The 22,382-nt window shown below is 75.4% G+C and carries 14 protein-coding genes; 5 read left to right on the top strand and 9 right to left on the bottom strand.

Annotation, left to right across the window (positions count from 1 at the left end):
• Positions 1-226 precede the first annotated feature (226 nt).
• Entirely contained in the window at positions 227-1,345 is a 1,119-nt protein-coding gene (locus ABT023_RS26875) for a glycoside hydrolase family 183 protein (RefSeq protein WP_350889248.1), read from the top strand.
• A gap of 75 nt (positions 1,346-1,420) precedes the next feature.
• Here ABT023_RS26875 and ABT023_RS26870 read toward each other — a convergent pair whose 3' ends face one another.
• Both ABT023_RS26870 and ABT023_RS26865 read right to left on the bottom strand, forming a co-directional pair.
• Positions 1,421-2,983 (bottom strand): WD40 repeat domain-containing protein, encoded by a 1,563-nt coding sequence (locus ABT023_RS26870; protein WP_350889247.1) that lies wholly within the window; start codon positions 2,981-2,983, stop codon positions 1,421-1,423.
• 113 nt (positions 2,984-3,096) lie between these two features.
• Positions 3,097-3,717, bottom strand: a complete 621-nt coding sequence (locus tag ABT023_RS26865) for an L-threonylcarbamoyladenylate synthase (RefSeq protein ID WP_350889246.1) — start codon at positions 3,715-3,717, stop codon at positions 3,097-3,099.
• Between the two features lie 84 nt (positions 3,718-3,801).
• Between ABT023_RS26865 and ABT023_RS26860 the strand changes: the two genes are divergently transcribed.
• The gene (locus ABT023_RS26860) at positions 3,802-4,203 is read left to right on the top strand and encodes a hypothetical protein (RefSeq protein ID WP_350889245.1); all 402 of its coding nucleotides are present in this window, start codon (positions 3,802-3,804) and stop codon (positions 4,201-4,203) included.
• Here ABT023_RS26860 and ABT023_RS26855 read toward each other — a convergent pair.
• Genes ABT023_RS26855 through ABT023_RS26840 form a run of 4 tightly spaced genes read right to left on the bottom strand, consistent with a single transcriptional unit; the run spans position 4,178 to position 14,692 of the window.
• Positions 4,178-4,468 carry an acyl carrier protein gene (locus ABT023_RS26855; protein WP_350889243.1) on the bottom strand — a complete coding sequence of 97 codons (291 nt, stop codon included), beginning with the start codon at positions 4,466-4,468 and terminating at the stop codon, positions 4,178-4,180. The genes ABT023_RS26860 and ABT023_RS26855 overlap by 26 nt on opposite strands.
• A complete protein-coding gene (locus tag ABT023_RS26850; protein ID WP_350889242.1) occupies positions 4,468-7,539 on the bottom strand; it encodes a non-ribosomal peptide synthetase in 3,072 nt (1,023 codons plus the stop codon). Before ABT023_RS26850 ends, ABT023_RS26855 begins: the two co-directional genes overlap by 1 nt.
• Before the next feature lie 23 nt (positions 7,540-7,562).
• Positions 7,563-9,068, bottom strand: a complete 1,506-nt coding sequence (locus ABT023_RS26845; protein ID WP_350889240.1) for a class I adenylate-forming enzyme family protein — start codon at positions 9,066-9,068, stop codon at positions 7,563-7,565.
• Entirely contained in the window at positions 9,065-14,692 is a 5,628-nt protein-coding gene (locus tag ABT023_RS26840) for a non-ribosomal peptide synthetase/MFS transporter (protein WP_350889239.1), read from the bottom strand. The genes ABT023_RS26845 and ABT023_RS26840 overlap by 4 nt, the downstream gene beginning before the upstream one ends.
• Positions 14,693-14,829: 137 nt before the next feature.
• Between ABT023_RS26840 and ABT023_RS26835 the strand changes: the two genes are divergently transcribed.
• Positions 14,830-17,664 (top strand): condensation domain-containing protein, encoded by a 2,835-nt coding sequence (locus ABT023_RS26835; RefSeq protein WP_350889238.1) that lies wholly within the window; start codon positions 14,830-14,832, stop codon positions 17,662-17,664.
• 224 nt (positions 17,665-17,888) lie between these two features.
• Positions 17,889-18,488, top strand: a complete 600-nt coding sequence (locus ABT023_RS26830) for a hypothetical protein (protein WP_350889237.1) — start codon at positions 17,889-17,891, stop codon at positions 18,486-18,488.
• A gap of 207 nt (positions 18,489-18,695) precedes the next feature.
• On the opposite strand, the gene ABT023_RS26825 is transcribed toward ABT023_RS26830, so the two are convergent.
• From ABT023_RS26825 to ABT023_RS26815, 3 genes are read right to left on the bottom strand one after another with little or no spacing between them, the layout of a single operon-like run.
• Positions 18,696-19,160, bottom strand: coding sequence for a hypothetical protein (locus ABT023_RS26825; RefSeq protein WP_350889235.1), 465 nt, complete (start codon positions 19,158-19,160; stop codon positions 18,696-18,698).
• Positions 19,135-19,767, bottom strand: coding sequence for an RNA polymerase sigma factor (locus ABT023_RS26820; protein ID WP_350889233.1), 633 nt, complete (start codon positions 19,765-19,767; stop codon positions 19,135-19,137). Before ABT023_RS26820 ends, ABT023_RS26825 begins: the two co-directional genes overlap by 26 nt.
• 31 nt (positions 19,768-19,798) lie before the next feature.
• On the bottom strand, positions 19,799-21,109 hold the full coding sequence (locus ABT023_RS26815) for a S8 family peptidase (RefSeq protein ID WP_350889231.1): 1,311 nt from the start codon (positions 21,107-21,109) through the stop codon (positions 19,799-19,801).
• Positions 21,110-21,303: 194 nt separating this feature from the next.
• Here ABT023_RS26815 and ABT023_RS26810 point away from each other — a divergent pair.
• Positions 21,304-22,382 (top strand): tetratricopeptide repeat protein (locus ABT023_RS26810; RefSeq protein WP_502890765.1); only part of this gene is annotated, 1,079 nt, incomplete at its 3' end.

The raw sequence follows: 22,382 nt of genomic DNA, 5'->3' as shown, positions 1-22,382 counted from the left end.
GACGGCAAAGACGACATCATCGTCTTCACCAAAAACACCACCAACGACGTCCACGTCGCACTCTCCACCGGCACCACCTTCACCCCCACCACCAAATGGCACGACTTCTTCGGCCTCCCCGGAGAAACCACCCTCTGAACCCACCCCCGTCTGAGCCCCCTCGCCGCCGTTTCCGGGGAGGCATCGAGCGCGCCCGGCCGGACCGGCCGGGCGGGAAGGACCTGACATGGCACTGGACCGTCGTGCATTCCTCGGCAGGGTCGCCGCGGTCGCCACGGCCTCGGCCGTCGCGCCGGCCCTGGCCTTTCCCGGCCCGGCCCAGGCCGCCACCTGGAAGAAGCGCCTCACCGGCGCCGACCTGGACACCAACAGCCGGTGGCAGGTCGCCGGCACGGACCTGGGCATCCCGTACGTGCTGGAGAACGGCTCGATCGGGTACCTCTTCGGCGACACCTTCAACACCCCGTGGCCCGAGGGTCCGCCGCTGCCCAACGACTGGCGGTCCCCGGTGATGCTGCGCTCCAACGTCCACCCCGGCGCGCCCGGGGGGATCGTCTTCGACAGCGCCGCGCGGGTGGCCGGCAACGGTCGGGCCCCCGAAATCATGCACAACGGTCACCACGGGATCGGGATCGACGGCCTGTGGGAGGTCAGCGTCATCCCCAACGACGGGATCAGCTTTCCCGAGACCGGCCGTCAGTTGGTCTCCTACATGAGCATCGAGAACTGGGACTCCGCCGGTCCCGCCGGTCCCCACTGGCGTTCGCGCTACGCCGGCCTGGCCTATTCCGACAACGGCAACGACTTCGTCCGGACCCCGCTGAAGTGGTGGAACAACGGCACCAACACCGACCCGTTCCAGATGTGGACGATGCAGCGCGACGGGGACTGGGTCTACGTCTTCTCCGTCCGCGCGGGTCGCCAGGACGGCCCGATGATGCTGCGAAGAGTCCGCTGGGACCGGCTGTTCTACCCCGAGTCGTACGAGGGTTGGGGCTGGAGCGGCAGCAACTGGGGCTGGGGCAGACCCTGCACCCCGATCCTCAACGGTCGGTTCGGCGAACCGTCGGTGCGCAGGCTGCACGACGGCACCTGGGTCATGTCCTACGTCAACTGTGTGACCGGCTGCATCGTCACCCGCACCGCCGGCGGGCCGGACCAGGTGTGGACCGCCGAGAAGATCCAGGTGTTCCCGTGGCAGGAGCCCGCGCTGTACGGCGGCTTCATCCATCCCTGGTCTGGCAGGAACGCCAACGAGCTGCACCTGATGGTCTCGAAGTGGACCAGAGGGCCCGGCAACCGCAGCACCGCCTACCACGTCAGCCAGTTCGTCGGATCCCTCTGAACCATCCGAGGTCGCCGGGCGGCGGCGGGGTGCCGTCGTCCGCCCGGCGTCGCCCGACCGGGTCGGGGTGGTCGGTCAGGAGGCCCCTTCCGGCGCGGCGAGGGACCGCAGCGCCGGCCGGAGGCGGATCTTCTGGACCGCGCGGTCGTAACCGGCGAGCATCAGGAACGCGTCGTCGCCGTCGCCGACCTGGCACATCGACCGGATCCAACCCGTCGAGCCGCGCAGCAGGCCCAGCAACGACCCGGTGCCCAGCGAGCCCCGCCGCGTCCCGCTCGCCGGGTCCCACAGGGTGACGCCGATGCCGTCCCCGGCCGCGGCGAGAAGCACCTCGCCGTCGAGCCCCACCGCGCAGAGCGCGTACCGGGGGGCCTCGTCGTCGAAGGAGCCGAGGCGTTCGCCGCTGTCGGGGTCCCACAGGACCACGGTGCCGTCCCCGGCCGCCGAGGCGAGCCGGGTCACGCCGTCGACCGTGACCGTGCAGACGGCATTGACGCCGCCCTGCTGGGCGCCCAGGTGGCGGACCAGTCGCCCGTCGACCGGGTCCCACAGCCGGATGGTGCCGTCGGCGTACCCGGCGGCGAGCAGGGTCCGACCGTCCACCGGCACGGTGCACAGCGCCCGGACGACCCACCGCACCTGCCGGCCGACGACCCGCACCTGGCGGCCTGTCTCCGGTTCCCAGATCCGGATCCTGCAGTCGTCCCCGCCGGAGGCGAGCAGGACGGTGTCGCCGACCGGCACGGCGCACAGGGCGTTCACCGGGCCCAGGTGCCCGGCGAGGGCGTCCACCGCCAGGCCGGTCTCGGGGTCCCACAGGTGCACGGCGTCGCCGTAGCCGGCCGAGGCGAGCAGCACCCGCCGGGGTGTCTCGATCGCGCAGGCGGCCCGCACCAGGCCGGGGGTGAGGCGGTCGAGGTGCCGGCGGAACGTGTCGGGGGTCGGGTCCGGCAGCATGCCCGACAGGTCGGCGAGCACGCCGCCGGAGCCCATGGTCCGGAGGTGTTCGTCGGTGCTCGGGTCGCCGATCCCGACCACGTGCCCGATCCCGCCGTACGCGGCCCGCACGCGACCGCCCACGGTCACCGGTGTCACGCAGGCGTGCCACGGCCTGGTCAGCGTCAGGGTCGTGCCCGCGACGAGGGTGCCTCCCGCGACGAGGCCGCCCAGCAGCGCGCCGGGCCACCGGTCCGCCGACTGCACGCCCGGCACCACCTGCACGGCGGCGAGGTACCAGGCCGTCGGCACCACGAACCGCGCCGCGAGCCGGGCCACGCCGAGGACGTCCGGCGGGAACGGCTCCGCCCGCAGCGCGCCCCCGCCGCCGCGCAGCAGCGAGAACAGCACCGCCAGCGCCATCAGGATCCCGCCGACGACCGCCGCCGGACCGGGCTCGCCGGTGAACGCGGCCAGCAGGACGAACGCGACGGCGGTCGAGAGGAACCCGCGGATCCACGGCGCGGCCCGGGAGAAGGCGACCCGGGACAGGCCCAGGGTCAGGGCGGAGCCGAGCGCCGTCACCACCGCGACCGCCGCCAGCGACCAGAATCCGTCGACCCGCAGGGCGTCCGGTTGTGACCACCGCACCGCGATCAGCACCAGCAGCGTCGCGGCGACCGGCAGGATGAGTCGCACCATCGGATGACCTCACAGTCCGCGTCCCCGGCGGGGCCGGGGATCGATGAGCTTGGAGTGAATGCGGGTTCCGATTGTGGCGGACGGCCGCCACCGTGCGGCGGCGGCCGGTCGCGCTAAGCGAAGCGGGACGGGTCGCCCGCGCCGAGGCGGACGATCTCAGGCTCGCCGTCGGAGAAGTCGACCACTGTGGTCGGCTCGGTGCCGCAGTCGCCGGAGTCGACGACCGCGTCGACGACGTGGTCGAGGCGTTCCTTGATCTCCCAGCCCTGGGTCATCGGTTCGGCGTCGCCGGGCAGCAGCAGCGTGCTCGACAGCAGCGGCTCGCCCAGCTCGGTGAGCAGCGCCTGGACGACGGTGTGCGCGGGAATGCGGACGCCGACGGTCTTCTTCTTCGGGTGCAGCAGCCGGCGCGGCACCTCCTTCGTGGCGGGCAGGATGAAGGTGTAGCTGCCGGGGGTGGCCGCCTTCACGGCGCGGAACACGGCGTTGCCGAGGTGGACGAACTGGCCGAGCTGCGCGAAGTCCCGGCACACCAGGGTGAAGTGGTGGCCGCTGTCGAGGTGGCGGATCTCCCTGATCCGGTCCATGCCGTCCTTGTTGCCCAGCTGGCAGCCGAGGGCGAAGCACGAGTCGGTCGGGTAGGCGATCAACCCGTCCCCCCGGACGAGGTCGACCACCTGGCGGATCGTCCGGGGTTGCGGGTTGTCGGGGTGCACGTCGTAGTACTTCGCCATGGCGGCAGCTTAGGCCGACGCCTGGCTGTGTCGTCTTCCTGACAGTGTTGGATCCCCTTGCGGGTAGGCCTCCATCGTTGTCCCATGGTGCTTCGACCGCCCCGCGCCGGCGGGTACGACGGCGCGCTGCGCCGCCCCCCGATGCCCGGCACCGTGCTGACCACCGTGCTCGCCTTCGCGCTCCTGGCGCTGCTGTTCGCGCTGGCGACGGTGCACCGGCTGCTGGCCGCAGAAGGCTCCCTGGGCGCCGCCGTGTTCTTCGCCGTCATGGCCCTCACCTGCGCCTTCGTGGCGTTCAGCCTGTCCGGCCGCCGTCCCTGGGCGGCCTACCCCGCGTACGCGGCGTCCGGGCTGTTCGCCGTGGCCTCGCTCGGGATGTTCGGCGCGATCACCATCGTCGGGGTCGGCCTGTTGGCCTGGGTGCTGTGGGCCCTGAACTCCCGGTCCGCCCGGGAGTGGCTCAGCGGCCGTCACCGGCTGCGCTGACCACCGCGCCCGCCTCGTCCGGGCGGGCCGCCTCGACGACCGCCACCAGGTCGTCGAGGGTGTCCAGCCGGTGGCCGGGCTCGGTCAGCTCGACCTCCACGCCGTACTCCAGCTCGATCGCGTCGACCAGGCGCAGCAGGCCGAGGGAGCCGACGCCGAGGGCGACCAGCGACCCGCCGCCGAGGATGTCGGCGGCCGGCACGTCACCCCCGGTGGCCTCGCTGACCAGTGCGGCGACCCGCGCGCGCAGCTCGGTGGCGCCCATCAGAGTTCCTTTCCGGACTGTCGGACGATCTCGGCGATCTCCGCGATCGTGGGGGTGTCGAAGAAGGCGTCGAGCGGCACCTCGACGCCGAGCCGCTGCTGGATCCGGCCGCTGATCCGGGTGATGGTCAGCGAGTGCCCGCCCAGGTCGAACAGGTCCTCGTGCACGCCGATGTCGGGGATCTTCAGCACGTCCTGCCAGATCTCGCGCAGCGTCCGCACCACCGGGTCGTCGCCCGTCGCCTCCGCCACGGCGACGGTACCGACCGGCGCGTCCCGGGGCGCCGGCGCGGGCAGCGCCGCCCGGTCGACCTTGCCGTTCGGGCTCATCGGGAGCCGGTCCAGCAGCACCCAGTCGGTGGGCAGCACGGCCGTCGGCAGGCTCAGCGCCAGGTGCCGACGCAGGTCCGCCGGGTCCGCGACCGCGCCGGCCCGGGCCACCACGTACGCCACCAGACGGGCCTCGCCGTCGCCGTCGGCGCGCAGCGCCGCGGTGGCCTGCGCCACCGCCGGGTGCTCCAGCAGCCGGGCGTCGACCTCGCCCAGCTCGATCCGGTAGCCGCGGATCTTGACCTGGTCGTCGGCCCGGCCGAGGAAGTCGAGCCGGCCGTCCGGCAGCCACCGGCACCGGTCGCCGGTGCGGTAGAGCCGCCCGTCGTCGCCGCCGAACGGGTCCGGCACGAACCGTTCGGCGGTCAGGTCGTCGCGCCCGAGGTAGCCGTCGGCCAGCCCGGCGCCGGCCAGGTACAGCTCGCCGGGCACCCCGACCGGCACCGGCCGCAGCGCCTCGTCCAGCAGGTACGCCCGCACGTTCGGCAGCGGGCGGCCGATGGTCACCTCGGCCGGGTCGGCGGGGACGTCGGCGGCGGTGGCGTAGATCGTCGCCTCGGTCGGGCCGTACCCGTTGACCAACCGGGTGGTGCGGGCCCGCAGCTCCCGGGCCAGGGCGACGGGCAGGGCCTCCCCGCCGGCGAGGGCGACCAGCGGGCCTGCCGCGTCGAGGCCCGCCTCCAGCAGCACCCGCCACCCGGACGGGGTGGCCTGGACGTGGGTCACCCCGGCGTCGCGGACCAGCCGCAGCACCCCGGCGCCGTCCAGCGCGCTCACCGCCGAGGCGACGACCACCCGGCCGCCGGTGACCAGCGGCAGGAACACCTCCACCGCGGAGATGTCGAACGACGGCGAGGTCAGGTGCAGCCAGCGGTGCTCGGGCCGGCCGTCCAGCAGGTCCCGCATCCCCAGCAGCAGGTTGGTCAGCGCGCCGTGGCGCACCGCGACGCCCTTCGGCCGGCCCGTGGAGCCGGAGGTGTACAGCACGTACGCCAGGTCCTCGGCGGTCGGCGCGGCCCGGTCCCGTGCCGGGTCCGGGCCGGCGAGCAGGTCCACCCCGTCCAGGGCGAGTTCGGGCCGGGCGTCCTGCGTGCCGCCGGACGCGGTCACCACCAGCGCCGGGTCGGCGTCGGCGAGCACCAGGTCCCGCCGGGCCGGCGGGTGGCCGGGGTCGACCGGCAGGTACGCGGCCCGGCGACGCAGCACCGCCAGCATCGTCACCACCGTCCGCCAGGACCGGTCCAGCGCGACCGCGACCAGCGACCCGGGGCCGACGCCGCGCTCACCCAGCAGCGCCGCGAGCCGGGCGCCGGCGGCGTCGAGCCGGGCGTAGCTGAGCGTGACGTCGCCGTCGACGACGGCCACCGCGTCCGGGTCCGCCGCGACCCGGGCCGCGAACAGTTCCGGCACGGTGTCGCCGGGGTACGCCCGCGCGGTGTCGTTCCAGCCCCCGGTGACCCGGTGCAGCTCGTCGGCGGGCAGCACCGGCAGGTCGCCGACCTGCCGGCCGGGGTCGGCGACCACGGCGGCGAGCAGGGTGCGCAGGTGAACGCCGATCCGGGTGACCGCGTCGGTGTCGATGGCGGCGGGGCTGTGCTGGAGGCTCACCGTGATCCCGGTCGGGCCGTCCACGATCTGCACGTGCAGCGCGTTGCGGGCCGCACCGCCGAACAGCGTCCAGTCCACGCCGGTGGCCACCCCGGGGAAGGCCGGCTCGGCGCCGCGCCGCCGGTAGCCGACCGAGACTCCGGTCAGCGCGGGCGCGGGGCGCAGCCCCGACACGGCGTGGGCGAGGGGCACCGCGCGGAACCGGTACAGCTCGCGCAGCCGGGCCCGCACGGCGCGGGCGTGGTCGGCGAAGGTGCCGGCGACCGGGTCGGCGGCGACGGGCAGCTCGTTGACGAACAACCCGACCCGGTCGGCCTGCGCGGCCGTGCGGGTGGACAGCGTGACCCCGACCGGGACGCCCCGGTTGCCGTACCGGGCCAGCAGGGCGTGCACCGCGGCGAGCAGCAGCTCGAACCGGGTCACCCCGAGCGCCCCGGCGGCCCGGCCCACGCCGTCGGCCAGGTCGGCGGGCAGGTCGACGTCCACGGCGGCCCCCGGTTCCGCGCCCGTGGGCAGCCGGCGCAGGCCGGGCAGCACCACGTCGCCCGGGCCGGACCAGTGCCGCGCCCAGTAGGCGCGGGCCGCCGGCAGGTCGACCGCGACGCGTTCCCGCTCGGCCGCCGCGTCCCCGGCGTACCCGTCGCAGCGGGGCGCGGCCCGCGCCGGGATGCCGGCGAGCGCGGCGGCGTACGCGTCGGCCAGGTCCCGGGCCAGCACGTCCTTGGACATCCCGTCGAACACCAGGTGGTGGACGGTGACCAGCAGCAGGTGCCGGCCGTCGGCGGCGGTGAGCAGCGTGAACCGGGACAGCGGGCCGACCCGCAGGTCGTGGGGGCGGGCCAGCTCCCGCGCGACCCGGGCGTCGGTCCACTCGCCGAAGGTGACCGCCGGCCGCACGTCGGCCGGTGCCAGCCCGGGGGTGCCGTCGGCCTCGGTGACCGCCCGGGTGCCGAGGACCGGGTGCCGGTCGGTCACCGCCGCGCACGCCTCGACGAGGGCCCGGCGGTCCAGGTCGGCGGCGAACCGGACGCCGAGCGCCATGTGGTACGCCGTGCCGGCGACCCCGGCCTGCTCGGTGAACCAGACGGCGTGCTGCGCGTATGTCGCCTCGGCGGTGCCCACATGCTCTCCCATGAATCGCGGTCCCGTGCTGGTGGTCACTTGTCGAACAGGCCGGTGAGCTGCCGCTTGAGCACCTTGCCGCCCTCGTTGCGGGGCAGGCCGTCGAGCAGCAGCAGCCGGGCGGGAAGCTGGTGGTCGGCGAGCCGGTCGGCGAGGAAGCCGCGCAGCACCGGCAGGGTCAGCCCGTCGGCGACGGCCTGCGGCCGGGGCACCACGGCGGCGGCGACCGCCGACCCGAGTACCGGGTGCGGCACGCCGACCACGGCCGCCTCGGCGACCAGGGGGTGCTCGTGCAGCGCCGCCTCCACCTCGAGGGACGAGATCTTGAACGCGCCGGACTTGATGACGTCCTGGTGCCGGTCGGTGAGGTAGAGGAAGCCGTCGGCGTCGATCCGCCCGACATCGCCCATCCGCACCCACCCGTCGCGGAAGGTGGTCCGGTTGGCGGCCTCGTCGCGGTAGTAGGCGCGGGGGTACGGGGCACGCAGCCACACGTCGCCGGTCGTCCCGGGCGGCAGCGGGACGCCGTCGGCATCGGCGACGCGCAGCTGCCCGCCGACCGGGCGGCCCACCGCGTCCCGACGCGCCGGGTCGTAGATCATCGTGGTCTGGGCCGGTGCCGCCTCGGTCGAGGTGTAGTAGTTGACGATCGTGGCCTGCGGGAACGCCTCGGCGAGCCGGGCCGCCACCGCCGGCGGCAGCGCCGCCGCGGTCGACCCGATCAGGTGCACGCCGGCCAGGTCCAGGCCCCGCAGGGCCCCCGAGTCGAGCAGCTCGATCGCCATCGACGGGACGACGAACAGCGTTCCCGTGCCCGGGGTCTCGACCAGCCGGGCGAACCGGACCGGGGTGAACGCGGGCAGGGTCAGCGCGCCGGCCTTCGCGGTCAGCGCGTTGAACAGCATGGTCTGCCCGGCGTTGGTGCCGATGGGGAACGCGTGCAGGAACCGCTGCGAGTGGCCCAGCGCCAGCCGGCGCGGGTTCGTCGACGCGCCGGCGGTCAGGTTGGCGTGGCTCGCCCCGACGCCCTTCGGGCGGCCGGTGGTGCCGGAGGTGTAGAGGATCTGCGCGAGGTCGCCGGGGCGTACCGTCGGCAGGTCGGCGTCGGTCGCGGGCCCGGCGGCCAGGTCACCGGCCCGCCACACCGGCAGCCCGGCGGGGGCGTGCGGGGCGGGGGTGTCGTCGCCGTGCACGACGGCGGCGGCCGCGCAGTGGGTCAGCGCGTGGCCGAGCTGCCCGGCGGCGAGCCGGTCCGACAGCGGCACCGCGACCCCACCGGCCCGCAGCACCCCGCAGTACGCCACGGCGAACCGGGTCCAGTCGCGGGCGCCGAACACCAGCCCGACCCGGTCGCCGGGACGCAGCCCTCGCCGGCGCAGCCCGGCGGCGACGGCGGTCTCGCCGGCGGACCACTGCGCGAAGGTCAGCGCGGCCACCCCGGCCACCTCGACCGCGACCCGGTCCGGGTGCAGGGCGGTGCGCCACGCCAGCAGCTCCGGCACCGTCCGGGCGGCCGGTGGGCCGCTCGTCGTCGCGGTCACCGCCGTCCACCGCCGGTCCCGGCGACCTCGGCCCGGCGGCCGGTGAGGGTGGCGCGGGCCCCCGGCTCCCCGCCGCCGACGGTGGCCCGGGCCTGGCGTTCCTCGATGCCGACGAGGTCGTCCGGCGGCGCGTCGGGCACCTCGTCGTCGAACCGGGACAGCACCGGCGTGGCCAGCGCGACCAGCGCGGTCAGCGCGATGCACACCCCGAACACGACGTACAGCAGTCCGTGGCCCCGGCCGGGGCCGACGCCGATCACCGCGCCGACCGTGCCGGCCAGCGCGCCGCCGGGCAGCAGCAGCGGCTCGGTCACCTTCGCGGCGAACGGGGCGATGAGCCCCCAGCCCAGCGGCATGGTCGACCAGGCGATCATCTGGTTGAGCGCGAACACCCGGCCGTGGAAGCGCGGCGGCACCTTGGTCTGGATGATCGTGTTGTAGACGCCGTTGACGATGCCCAACGACAGGTACATGCCGAACGCGCCCGCGCCGACCAGCAGCGGGTCCGGCCGCAGCCCGGTCAGCACGGCGGCCACCGCGATGCCCAGGGTGCCCAGCAGCACCGCCCGCATCCGGCGGCGGCTCGGGCCGCCCCAGACCAGCATCACCAGGCCGCCCACGGCCGCGCCGACGCCGCCGGTCAGCGCGATCCGCGCCACCTGGTCCAGGTCGGCGAAGCCGAGGACCAGCGGGGAGAGCAGGTACAGGGCCGGGAACAGGAAAAGGTTCAGCGCGGCGAAGAAGGTCAGCATGGCGCGGAACTCCCGCCGGCGCAGTGCGTAGCGCAGCCCGGCGACCATCTCCTCGCCGAGGCCCTCCCGGCGTTGCAGGGCCAGGGTGCGGGGGAACCTGATGAGCCCCAGCACCCCGATCGCGAACACGTACGACGCCACGTCGATGAGCAGGATGCCGCGCAGCCCGACCGCGTCCAGCAGGGCGACCGCGACCAGCGGGACGGTGAACTGGGTCAGACCCATCGCGGTCTGGGTCACCCCGTTGGCATGGCCGAGGAAGCGCTTGGGCACCAGCTGCGGCACCGCCGAGACGAACGCGAGGCGTTGGAAGGCCAGTGCCACCGACAGCCACGCCACCAGCGGGTAGAAGTGCCACACCTGTGCCCGGTCGGCCAGCACGAGGGCGGCCAGCACCGCGTTCGCGCCCCCGGCGGCGACGCCCGCCGCCAGCAGCACCCGCCGCCGGCTGGTCCGGTCGACCAACGCGCCGGCCAGCGGGGCGACCAGCAGGCCGGGCAGCAGGCCGAGCACCGCGAACAGGGCGAACCGGGCCAGCGACCCGGTCTCCAGGTAGATCCACAGGGGGATCGCGAAGTTGGTCAGCGCGGTGCCCATGCCGGAGACGACCTGCCCGGCCGCGACCAGCCCGAAGCGGCGCATGCTCGGCTCCGGCGCCTTCGCCGGGCCGGCGGTCGGGGCGTCCGGCGTGCCGGGCGGCCCGGCCGGCTGGCGGGAGACGGCGACCAGTTGCCACGCGGGTTCCGGCCCGCCGGCCGGCCCGGGGGCGGTCGGGTCGGCGGTCTCGGCCCGTCCGGAGGCCCCGGCCAGCCCGGCGGGCGGCGCGGGCGGGTCGACCTGCCGGTGCACGGTCGTGACGATCTCGGCCAGCTCGGCGGCCCGGTACTTCAGGAAGTAGTGCCCGCCCTCGTCGATCACCGCGAGCGCGGTGCGGTCGGTGAGGAAGTGCCACTCCCGGAACCGCTCGCTGTGGTAGTCGGTGCTGCGGTCCCGCTCGCCGACCACCGAGACCACCGGCGCCCGCAGCGGGGTCACCCGCTGGCGCATCAGCTCGGTGAAGTACTCCTCGGAGACCCGGGCGTCGTGGCGCATCGCCCGGATCAGGAACGCCACCTCGTCCGGGTCGAGGGAACCGACGGATGTGCCCTGCGCCTGCAACCAGGTCCGGTAGATCCGATCGCTGCGCACCCGCTCGGCCAGGCGCAGCCGCAGCAGCGGCCCGAGCAGCCCGTCGGCCGGCCGGCCGAACGGGAACACCGCGCCGAGGTACACCGCCTCCAGCTCCCGGCCGGCGGCCTCCAGCAGCCGGGCCACCTCCACGGCGAGGGCCCCGCCGGGGCCGCAGTGCCCGTACAGGACCAGCGGGCCCTCCACCCGGGACAGGATCTCGGCGGCGACGTCGGCGGCGACCTCCTCGACCGGCGCCGGGTCGTCGGCCAGACCGATGTCGTGGCCCGGCATGGCCACCGACAGCAGCCGGTACCCGGCCGGCAGCGCGTCGGCCAGCGGCTGGTAGACCACGGCGCTGCCGCCGCCGTACGGGACACAGACCAGCGTGGCGACCCGGTCCGCGGCGGCCACCGGCGGAGTCAGCTCGTGCAGCAGCCCGTCCGGCCCGGTCCCGCCGCCGGTCGCCAGGGCGGCCAGCTCGCGGACGGTCCGGTGCCGGAACAGGTCCATCACGCTGACCGTGCCCGTCGCGCCGCCGTCGACGGTCGGCAGCTCCCGGCGTAGCCGGGCCACCACCTGGGTGGCCAGCAGCGAGTGCCCGCCGAGGTCGAAGAAGTCGTCGGTGGCGCCCACCTCGGCCACCCCGAGCACGGTCTGCCAGATCCCGGCGATCAGCGTCTCCACGGGCCCGACCGGCGGCACCCGCTCCCCGGCCGGGACCTCGTCGGTCGGCTCCGGCAGGGCCCGCCGGTCGATCTTGCCGTGCTCCTGCAACGGCAGCCGGTCCAGCACCACCCAGCGGCCGGGCACCATGTGCTCGGGCAGCCGGTCGGCCAGGACCCGGCGCAGCCCGGCCACATCCGGCGGCTGCGCCCCGGGCGTCGGCTCCAGGTATGCCACCAGCCGGTCGTCGCGCAGCAGCACCGCCGCCTGATGCACCCCCGGGCAGTCCCGCAGCGCGGCCTCGACCTCGCCAAGCTCCACGCGGTACCCGCGGATCTTCACCTGGTGGTCGCGGCGGCCGAGGAACACCAGTTGCCCGTCGGCCCGCCACCGGCCCAGGTCCCCGGTGCGGTAGAGGCGTGCGCCCGGCGGGCCGTACGGGTCGGGCACGAACCGATCGGCGGTCAGGCCCGGCCGGTTGAGGTAGCCGCGGGCGAGGCGGTCCCCGCCCAGGTACAGCTCGCCGGGCACCCCGACGGGCACCGGCCGCATCCGCTCGTCGAGCAGGTACACCCGGGCGTGCGGCAGTGGCCGGCCCGTCGGCACCGGACCGGTGGCGGGCCCGTCGGCGCCCACCTCGTACGTGGCGACGCCGACGGTGGCCTCGGTGGGGCCGTAGTGGTTGAACACCCGGGCCCCGCCGGCGGCGGCGAGCGGCACGATCCGCTCCAGGTCGGACGCCTCGCCGCCGAGGATCAGCGCGCGGGCCGGCAGCAGGTCGCCCGGCCCGGTGTCGGCGGCCAGGGCCGCCAGGTGCGACGGGGTGATCTTCAGGTAGTCGATCCGATGGGCGCGCAGCTGCTCGGCCAGCTCCGCCCCCGTGCACCGGCGCTGCACCAGGTGCACGGTCCCGCCGGTGGCCAGCGCCAGGTAGAAGACGGTGACGGCGAAGTCGAACGACATGGACTGCATCAGCGCGTACCGGGCGGCCGGGACGACGGCGAACCGGTCGGCGACCCCGTCGAGGTAGCGCAACACCTGCCGGTGCGCCACCGCCACCCCCTTCGGGGTGCCGGTGGAACCGGAGGTGTAGATGACGTACGCCAGGTTCCCGCCGGTCGCGCCGGTGGGCGGCGGCGTGTCGGGCCCGGCGGTGATCTCGGCGGCCACGGCACCCAGGCAGGTCGCCTCGACCTCTTCAGGCAGCCGGTCGCGCAGCTCGGCGCTGGTGAGCACCACCGCCGGCCGGGCATCGGCGAGCATCAGGCCCAGCCGGGCCGGCGGCTGCTCCGGGTCCAGCGGCAGGTACGCCCCGCCGGCCCGCAGCACGCCGAGCAGCGCCACGGCCAGCTCGACCGACTGCTCCAGCAGCACCCCGACCAGTGCGTCGGGGCCGACGCCACGCCCGCGCAGCCAGTGCGCCAGCCGGTTGGCCCGGCGGTCCAGTTCCCGGTAGGTCACCGCGTCCGCGCCGCACACCACGGCGGGGGTGTCGGGGGCGGCGGCGACGTGCGGGGCGATCAGATCGGCGAGGGTGGCCGCCGCCCCGGTGACCCCGGCGCCTTCGGCCCCGGGCTCGGCACGGCCGACCTCGTCCTGGTCGGGACGGGCCAGCGTGAGCACCCGGTCCCGCTCGGCGGGGCCGAGCAGGTCCAGGTCGACCACCGGCAGGTCCGGCTGCGCGACCGCCGCGCGCAGCAGTGTGTCGAGGCTCGCGGCCAGCCTGGCGATCGTGTCCGCGTCGAACAGGTCGGTGTTGTAGACGAACATCCCGCGCAGCCCGTCGGCGGTCTCGCTGACGTACAGCGACAGGTCGAAACGGGCGGCGGCGGCGTCCGCGCCCAGGCTCTCGGTGCTCAGCCCCGCCGGCCACCGGCCGCCGGTGCGGGCGTAGTTCTGCAGGGTGAACAGCACCTGGAACACCGGGGAGCGGCTGACGTCCCGGGGCACGTTCAGCTCCCGGACCAGCCGCTCGAACGGGATCTCCTGGTGGGCCAGGCCCTTCACCACGGTGCCGCGGGTGCGCCGCAGCAGCGCCGCGAAGCTGGGATCCGTGCCTGGTGAGTCGGCGCTCGCGCCCACCGGGGAGAGGTCGGCCCGCAGCGCCAGGGTGTTGACGAACAGGCCGATCAGGTTCTCCAGCTCCGGCACCACCCGGCCGGCGACGGGGGACCCGATCGCGAAGTCCCGCTGCCCGCTGTGCCGGAACAGCACCGCCTGCAGGCCGGTGAGCAGGGTCATGTAGAGGGTGGCCCGGTGCGCCCGGCTCAGTCGGCGCAGCCCGTCGGTCAGGTCGGCGTCGACGGCGAACCGGTGGGTGCCGCCGGCGTACGACTGCACGGCCGGTCGGGGCCGGTCGGTGGGCAGCTCCAGCGGCGGCACCCCGGCCAGCGCCCCGGCCCAGTAGGCGAAACCGTCCCCGGTCGCCGGGCCGTCGAGGCGGATCCGCTGCCAGGCGGCGTAGTCGACGTACCCTGTCGTCGGGGCCGCCGGCGCCGGCCCGCCGTCGCGCAGCGCGCCGTAGCCGGCCGCCACCTCGCCGAGCAGCAGGTCCAGCGACCAGCCGTCGCTGACGATGTGGTGCATGACCAGGTGCAGGACGTGGTCGTCCGCGCCCAGGCGGACCACCGCCGCCCGTAGCAGGGGAGCGGCGCCGAGGTCGAACGGGGTACGCACGGACGCGGCCACCAGCTCGTGGGCCTCCGCCGGCGATCCCGCGTCGGTGACGGTGACCGGCACCCGCACCTCGGGCAGCACCTCCACCACGGGCTCGCCGTCGGCGTTCTCGGCGAAGCGCATGCGCAGGCTGTCGTGCCGGGCGGCGGCGCCGTCCAGGGCGGCGCGCAGCAGCTCGATCTCCAGGGGTCCGCGCAGCCGGGTCGTCGACCAGACGAGGTACGCGGCGGTGCCGGGCGTCAGCTGCTCGGTGAACCAGATCCGTTCCTGGCCGAACGACAGCGCGGGTCCCGCGGCGATGTCGGGCGGCGTCGCGGGGGACGGGAGGGGGATGGCCCGCGTCGGTAGGTCGAGATTCGTCACGCGATGCCTTCACGCCGGTGTCGGACAGGAGCCCGTAGTCTGCATGCTGCAAACGGAGCATCGCGTCGTCTGATCGGTCCACGGTGGAGAATCCGATCGTCCGACCCCGGGCGGCGCGGCCCGTCGTACGGTCGGGGATGCGATTTGCCGATGCCGTGGTGCCCGCCGAATGGGCGGACGAGATGCTGGTTCACGCGCCCTTTCACGGTGCCGACGCCGGCACGGCGCCGCTGACCTGGGCCCAGCAGGTGACCTGGCGGGCCAACGCCCGCAACGGGTCCAACCACCACTTCCTCAACCTGCGTCGCACGGTGCCGGTCTCCGCCCGGGCCGGCGCCGACACCGAGCGCGCCACCCGGGCGCTCGGCGCGCTGGTCGGCCGGCACGGGTCGCTGCGCACCCGGGTCCGTACGGTCGACGGCGAGCACCGCCAGGAGACGACCGCGACCGGGCACCTGCCGCTGCTGGTGCTCGCCGGCACCGGGGACGGCGCGCGGGACGCCCGGGACGCCGCGGACCGTCTCGGCGGCGTGGCGTTCGACCATGCGCGGGAGTGGCCGGTGCGGGTCGCACTGGTCACCGTGGACGGCCGGGTGAGGCAAATCGTGCTGGTCTTCAGTCACTCGACCGTCGACGCCCACGCCGCAGAGGTGGTCCTGCGGGACCTGCGGCTGCTCCTGCTGCGCGGGCGGATCGACACCCCGCCCGGACCTCAGTCGGTGGACGTGGCCCGGCTCCAGCACGGTGCCGAGGGACGCCGCTCCGAGCGGGCCGTGGCGTACTGGCTGCGGGAGTTCGCGCGGCTTCCCGCCGAGCCGCTGCCGCCGGGCGGCCCCGGGCTCACCCCCCGGCTGCGCCGGGGAGTGCTGGTCTCCTCGGCCGTCGACCTGGCGGCCCGGGTGATCGCCGCCCGGCACCGGGTCAGCACCTCGGCGGTGCTGCTCGCCGGCGTGACGGCGCTGGCCGCCGCCCGGTCCGGGCGGGACCGCTGCGGCCTGTTCCCGATGGCCCACAACCGGTTCCCCGCCAGGTACGCGAACGCGGTGGCGAACCTCGGGCAGATCGGGTTCGGTGTCCTGGACGTGGCGGACCGCCCCACGTTCCCGCTGCTGCTGTCCCGCGTCTGGCAGGCGTCGCTGAACGGCCTGCGGAACGCCTTCTACGACCCCTCCGCGCTGCGTCGGGGACTCATCGACGCCGACCGCGACTACGCGACAGCATTCCTGCCGCACTACTATTTCAACGATGTCCGGCTGCCCGCCGGCGCCGCGACTGCCGCGCCGGAGGTGACCCGTCGCGACCTGCGGGCCGCCATGGCGCGCACCGGCTTCTCCTGGACCAGGGGGCTGGACCGGGCGTCCTGGCACCTGCTGACCCACGTGGTCGACGAGCCGGGCAGGGTGGGGATGACCCTCACCGTCGACACCTGTCACGTCGCGGTCGACACGGTCGAACCGTTCCTGCGCGAGTTGGAGGAACTGCTGGTGGAAGCGGCATTCGCCGAGGTGTCCTGGCCGTCGGCGGCCCCGTCGGCGGCTCCGGTGGTGGCGGCGGGGCCGCCCGTGGTGCTCCCCGCCGAAGCCGGCGAGGAGATGGCGTACGCCCAGTTCGCGGGCGGCCGGATCGGGACCGGCCCGCTCACCTGGGGCCAACGGGCGATGTGGCGGGCCGTCGAGGAGTTCGAGTCCCCGAGCCACAGCGTGCTGAACCTGCGCCGCGTCCTGGCCGTCTCCCGGCGGGCCGACGTCGACGTGGCGCGGGCCGTGCGGGCCGTCGCGGCCCTGGTGGACCGGCACGAGTCGCTGCGCACCCGGGTGTGCTCCGTCGACGGTGAGCTGTACCAGTCCGCCGCCCCGGCGGGCCGGCTGCCCGTCCTGGTGCACCCGGTCCCGCACGCCGCAGCCGACCCCGACGGCCGGACCGCCGCCGCGGCCCTGGCCGACCGGCTGGGCGCCCCCCGCTTCGACCACGCCGCCGAGTGGCCGCTGCGGGCCGCGCTGGTCACCGTGGACGACCGGGTACGACAGGTCGTGCTGGTCCTCAGCCACTCCACCGTGGACTTCCACGCCACCGAGACCGTGCTGCGGGACCTGCGGATGCTCGTGCTGCGCGGTTCGCTGCCCACCCCGCCCGGTCCGCAGTCCCTCGACGTGGCCGAGCGGGAGCGGGACGGGGAACGGCGTCGCGGCGACCGGGCGGTGGCGTACTGGACGCGACAGTTCCCCGGCCTCACGGTGGGCCTGTTCGACCAGGTCGGACCCGGGCTCGACCCCCGGTACCGTCGGGGCTCGCTGGTTTCCGAGGCAGTGCATCACGCGGCCCGGCTCGTCGCCGCCCGGCACGGCGTCAGCAACGCCTCCGTCCTGCTCGCGGCGACCGCCGCCGTGCTCACCGCCGACAACGGCGGGGACGTCTGCGGCGTGTTCACCATGGCGAACAACCGGTTCCAGCCCGAGTACGACGTCGCGATCAGCAAGCTCAACCAGATCGGGCTCTGCCGGCTCGACCTGGCCGACCGACCCGGCTTCACCGAGTTGCTCTCCCGCGCCCGCGGGGCGTCGCTGGACGCGTACCGGCACGCCTACTACGACCCGGCCGAGCTGGAACGCGCGTTCGCCGAGCGGGGGCTCGACTACCGCACCGCCCTGGCCCCGTTCTGCTACCTCAACGACATCCGGCTGCCGCACGCCACCGACCCCGAACCGATCGGCCCGGACGAGGCGACCCTTCGGGCGGCGGCGGGCCGCAGCACGTTCCGCTGGATGGAGGAGCTGGACCGGTTCGCCTGGCGCTGCCGCCTCCAGGTCATCGACGCACCCGGCGCGGTCGAGCTGGCGATCACCGTGGACACCCGCTACCTGCCGCCGGAGCGCGCCGAGCGGTTCCTGCGGGCCGTCGAGTCCCTGCTGGTCGAGGCTGCCTTCCACGACGTGCCCTGGCCGTGGTCGCCGGTCCCCGCCTTCCCCCGGTAGGGCCGACGGGTGGCGCAGGTGTGGCGGGGGAGGTGCCGCGCGCCCGGGCGGCGGAGCTGTTGCCCTCACGAGGTCTGATTGATCCGGCCTGGCGTCATCTGCCAAAGGCCGGTGCCCGCGACGGTATCTCCGCTCGCCTCGCCGGCTCCTGAAGCCATGACCACACCGACGCGGGGCCGGAAGCTCCCCGGGCCGGTCACCTCCGTCGATGGGAGACAGTTGTCATGGCATTTCTGGGTAGCCGTGCCCGCCGCGCGGCGCTGGCCCTGCTCGCCGGCACGGCCCTGGCGGGCCTGCTGGCCACCACCGCCACCGCCGCTCCGCCGGCCGCGAAGCCGGACCGGGTGATGACCCCCACCGACATCTGGATGCGGGACGTCGCCTCGGACGTCGGCCTCCAGCCGCACATGTACAACCCGATCTGGGCCAGCCCCGACGTCAAGGTCTGCCCGACGGCGGTGGCGTGCGCGACCAGCGTGAACGCGGTCGTCGGCATGACCAACTACATCTTCGTCACGCTGCGCAACCCCGGCCCGTACGGCGCGGGCATCGACAGCGGGACGCTGCGGATCTACCGCACGTCCCCGGGCGGTGGGATGGTCTGGCCGACGGACCTGACCTGGGTCGCGACGGTGCCCGTCGTCGTGCCGCCGGGCGCCACGACCGTGGTCGTTCCGTGGGGCGCCGTGCCCGGCCCCGGAAACCTCTCGCTGCTGGCCGTGTGGGAGTCCCCGGACGACCCGTTGCTGCTGCTCACCCCGGACCTGCAGGTCAACGTCCGGTACAACAACAACATCGCCTGGCGCGCCCTCCAGTCGGTCTAGCCTTCGCGGGCGGAGCGCCGGATCGGCCGTTCACCGTCGCCGCCCACTGATGGCCGCCGTCGTCCGGCAGCCGTACGGCGGGGTTCCGGACCCTCCGGTCCGGGTGACCCCGCCGTACGCCTGTCAGCATGACGATCATCGTCAGGTGCCACCGGGTGGAACCCGGCGTCCCGGAGGTGGTTGCCGCGTAGTCAGTCGCCCGAGGCCTCAGCCCAGGCTGACCCAGTCGGTGGCCACCGCGTACCCGTCGGCGCGGGCGGCGAGCCGGACCGGGCCGGCCGGGGGAGTGCCCAACGAGAAGAAGCCCACCTCGTCGACCGGCGACTCGTCGTACTGGCCGGTGGCCGTCCGGGCGGTGACCCGACCGCCCCGGGCGGGGGAGAGCTGACCGACGATGCCGGCGTCGCTCACCTCGATCTCCAGCACCACGGTGCCGCTGCGGAAGGACAGGGTCCGCGCAGCGCCGCCCGAGCGGGTGAGCCCGGCGGGCTCGGCGTCGCACGCCGAGTCGAACATGAGCTCGGCGACCGCCAGTTCTGCGTCCAACGTCCGCCAGGCGAACGCCGCCCGCGCGGCGGTCAGGAATTCCTCGGGGACGGGCCCGGCGTCCCACAGCGCCGCGCCCAACTCCACGGTCAGGGCATCGTCATCGACCGGCGGCCACGGCGCCATCGCGGTCACCCCCGTTCTTGTTGGGGCCGCGACGGGCCCCGAGGAACGGGGCGAGCGCCGGGCAGTTACGCAGCTTGTGCAGGCAGCGGCCCTGGGTGGGGCCGATGCTACCGACCGGCATGCCCAGCCGCTCACCGATCCGCCGGTAGCTGACCGGGGGGTCGGCCGTGAGCAGGGCCAGCAGCTCCTGGCAGCGGGGCGGGAGCTGGGCGAAGCCCTCCCGCAGCGCCTGGTCGCGCTCGGCCCGCAGCAGCTCCTCGTCCGGCGCCGCCGCGGCCACCTGTGGCCCGTGCCGGGCGTCGAGCGCGTCGTCGTACGGGTCGACCGGCTGGCTGCGCCGACCGAGGCGGGACAGCCGGTAGCACTCCCGTCGGGCTGTGGTGGCCAGCCACGCGGCCAGCGCCTGCGGGTCCCGCACCTGGTCCAGCCGCTCCACCAGGCGCAGCCAGACGGTCTGGTTGACGTCGGCAGCGTCGGCGCGGCTCATCCCGTGTGCCCGGATCACCGACACCACCAGGGGGGTGTAGCGGCGTACCAGTTCGGCCCAGGCCGCCTCGTCCCCGTCGGCGGCTGCGGCGACCAGGCCGGTGGCGGTCGGGCCGCTCACCGGCGTGCCCCCTCGCCGTCCGGGTCGGGTCTCACGGGACCAGCACCCCGTAGTCGGGGTGCCAGCGGGGGTTCGCGAGCAGCGCGACCCGGGCCGCGTCGGCGCTCAGCCCCCCGGCGACCATCATGGCCGCCAGCCGACCGGAGACGTACGCCGTGGCGAACGAGGTGCCGGACCACCCGGCGAAGCCGTGGAACACCCGGGTCGGCCGCCCCGGCAGCGGCAGTTGGCCCTCGACGTACGTGCTGTCGCGCTCGCCGACCGCGCAGGCATCGACCCACGGGCCGAAACCGCTGTACGCCGCCGGCACGATGCCGGTGCCGGCCCGGCTCACCGCGGCCACGCCGAGCACCCGACCCAGGGCGGCCGGCCAGGCCGGGCGGCTGGTGCCGGCGTTGCCGACGGCGGCCACCACGGCGGTCTGCGCCGGCAGCGCGGCCACGGCGTTGACCAGGGGCAGCGGGGGCAGGTCGTCCTGGGTGAAGCCGCCCAGGGACAGGTTCACGATGGAGACCTGCGGCCCGAGGCGGGACATGGCGGCCACCAGCATCGCCTCGTCGCCGACGCCGGTGGGGTTCAGCGCCTGCTCCGGGTCGACCTTGACTCCCGGCGCGGCCTGCCGGACCACCCCGGCGACGAAGGTGCCGTGGCCGCCCTGCGCGGCCAGCACGGTCCCGGAGACGTAGAGCGCGTCCTCGTCGTCCGGCTCCGGCAGGTAGCTGCCGCCGAGCCACTGGGGGTGGTACGCGCCGGCCTGTTGCCAGATCCCGGTGTCGCAGACGCCGACGGTGACGCCCGCGCCCTCGCCGAGCCGGGCCGGGTTCGGCGGGGCCAGCGCGGCCACGGCCTGGGGCGGGCTGCCCGGGTTGCCCATGATGTTGCCCAGGCCCAGCAGCACGTGGTGCGGCTGTACCGCCGGGACCGGCTGGCCCGGCCACTGCTGGGGGTTGCGCAGCGTCGTCACCACCGTGGGGATGTCGGTCTCCTTGCCGAACACCAGCCGGGTGACCCCGGCGAAGCCGGCGCCGACGGTCACCTGGTGCCCGCGCGAGCGCAGCCAGGCGGTGACCCGTTGGGCGTCGGCATTGGCCGCGAGCAACTGCCGGGGGCGGTAGAGGAACTCCCGGCCCACGACGGTGTGCCGGCGGACGTTCGGGTCGGCGGCCAGGGCGTCGGAGAAGGCGCGCTGGTACGCGTCGTCGTCGCCGGTGTCGCCGGCGGCGGCGGCCGGTCGCAGCGAGCTGCCCAGGGGCGCCGCCGCGGCGAGCGCGCCGAGTGCCAGCAGCCGCCGACGGGACATCCGGCCGGCCGGCGTCGGCGTGCGGGGGAGGTCAGGCGGCACCGGTCCTCCAGGCGGTTGCGGGTGGCACGATCGACGGTGTACCCGGTGCGGTCGCCACAGCACTTGCCGGGCTTGGTCGATTCTTCCAAACCATTGTTGAATGTCAATGACGTGAATCGTCACTACGATCCGTGGAATTCCCACCTGCCCCGCCAGCATTGACGCTGGCCGGTTCATCGGGAACGCTGTCCGGCATGGCCGACAGCGCCGGTTCCGGTGCCGGGGCGGCCCAGGCCGCGCTCGACGCGGTGCAGCGCTACCCCCGTGAGGCGATCGCCCTGGCGCAGCGGGTGCTCGCCGCCGGCCGCGCCGTCACCGGCGACGAGCGCTCCACCGCCGAGCGGGCCGTCGGCCTGGCCCTGCGGGAGCTCAACGACCTGCCCGGCGCGCTGCGTCACCTGCGCCGGGCGGTGCGGGTCGCCGTGACGCCCCGGACCCGCGCGCTGGCCCGGATGAGTCTCGGCTACGTGCTGGCCAACGCCGGCCGCACCGGCGCGGCCCTGCGCGCGGTGACCGCCGCCCTGCCCCCCCTCACCGGGGCCGACGCCGGGCGTGCCCGGATGCAGCGGGGCGTGGTGCTGCACTACCGGGGCCGCTACGACGAGGCGGTGCGCGACTACTCCCTCGCCGTCGAGATCGCCCAGCGCGAGGACGACCCGCTGCTGGAGGCCCGGGCCCGCAACAACCGTGGCCTGCTCAACGCCCACCGGGGCACCGGCCGGGGCCGCGCCGACGACCTCGCCCGGTCGGCGGCGATCTTCCAGCGGCTCGGGCTGGAACTCGCCGCCGCCGACGCCCGCTGGAACCTGGGCATCGCGGCGGGCCAGCGCGGCGACACCGTGGGCGCGCTGCGCTGCTTCGCCGAGGTCGAGCAGGAGTACCGGCGGCTGGCGGTACCCCGGCCGGCGCTGCTGCTGGACCGGTTCGAGCTGCTGCTGTCGGTGCCGCTGCTCGACGAGGCGGTCGAGGTGGCCGGGGCGGCCGTGCGGGAGCTGGGCCGCCGGGGGATGGCCTCCGACCTGGCCGAGGCGCTGCTGGCCCAGGCCCGCGCCGCGCTGCTCGCCGGGGACCTGGACACCGCCACCGACGCCGCCGCCCGGGCGCGGGTCCGCTTCCGCCGCCAGGGCCGCCGCACCTGGGCCGCCTTCGCCCGGCACGTCGAACTGCGCGCCGAGCTCCGTCGCGGCACCCGCTCGGCGGCGCTGCTCACCGCGCTGGTACGTACCGCCGACCGGCTCGACGCCACGGGCTGGCCCGGCCCGGCGCTGACCAC

Origin of the sequence: Micromonospora sp. NPDC002296, from assembly GCF_040296145.1 — a bacterium.
GTDB lineage: Bacteria > Actinomycetota > Actinomycetes > Mycobacteriales > Micromonosporaceae > Micromonospora.
The sequence above is the reverse complement of the archived record's forward strand: the minus strand, read 5'-3'. Positions and strand labels throughout refer to the sequence as shown.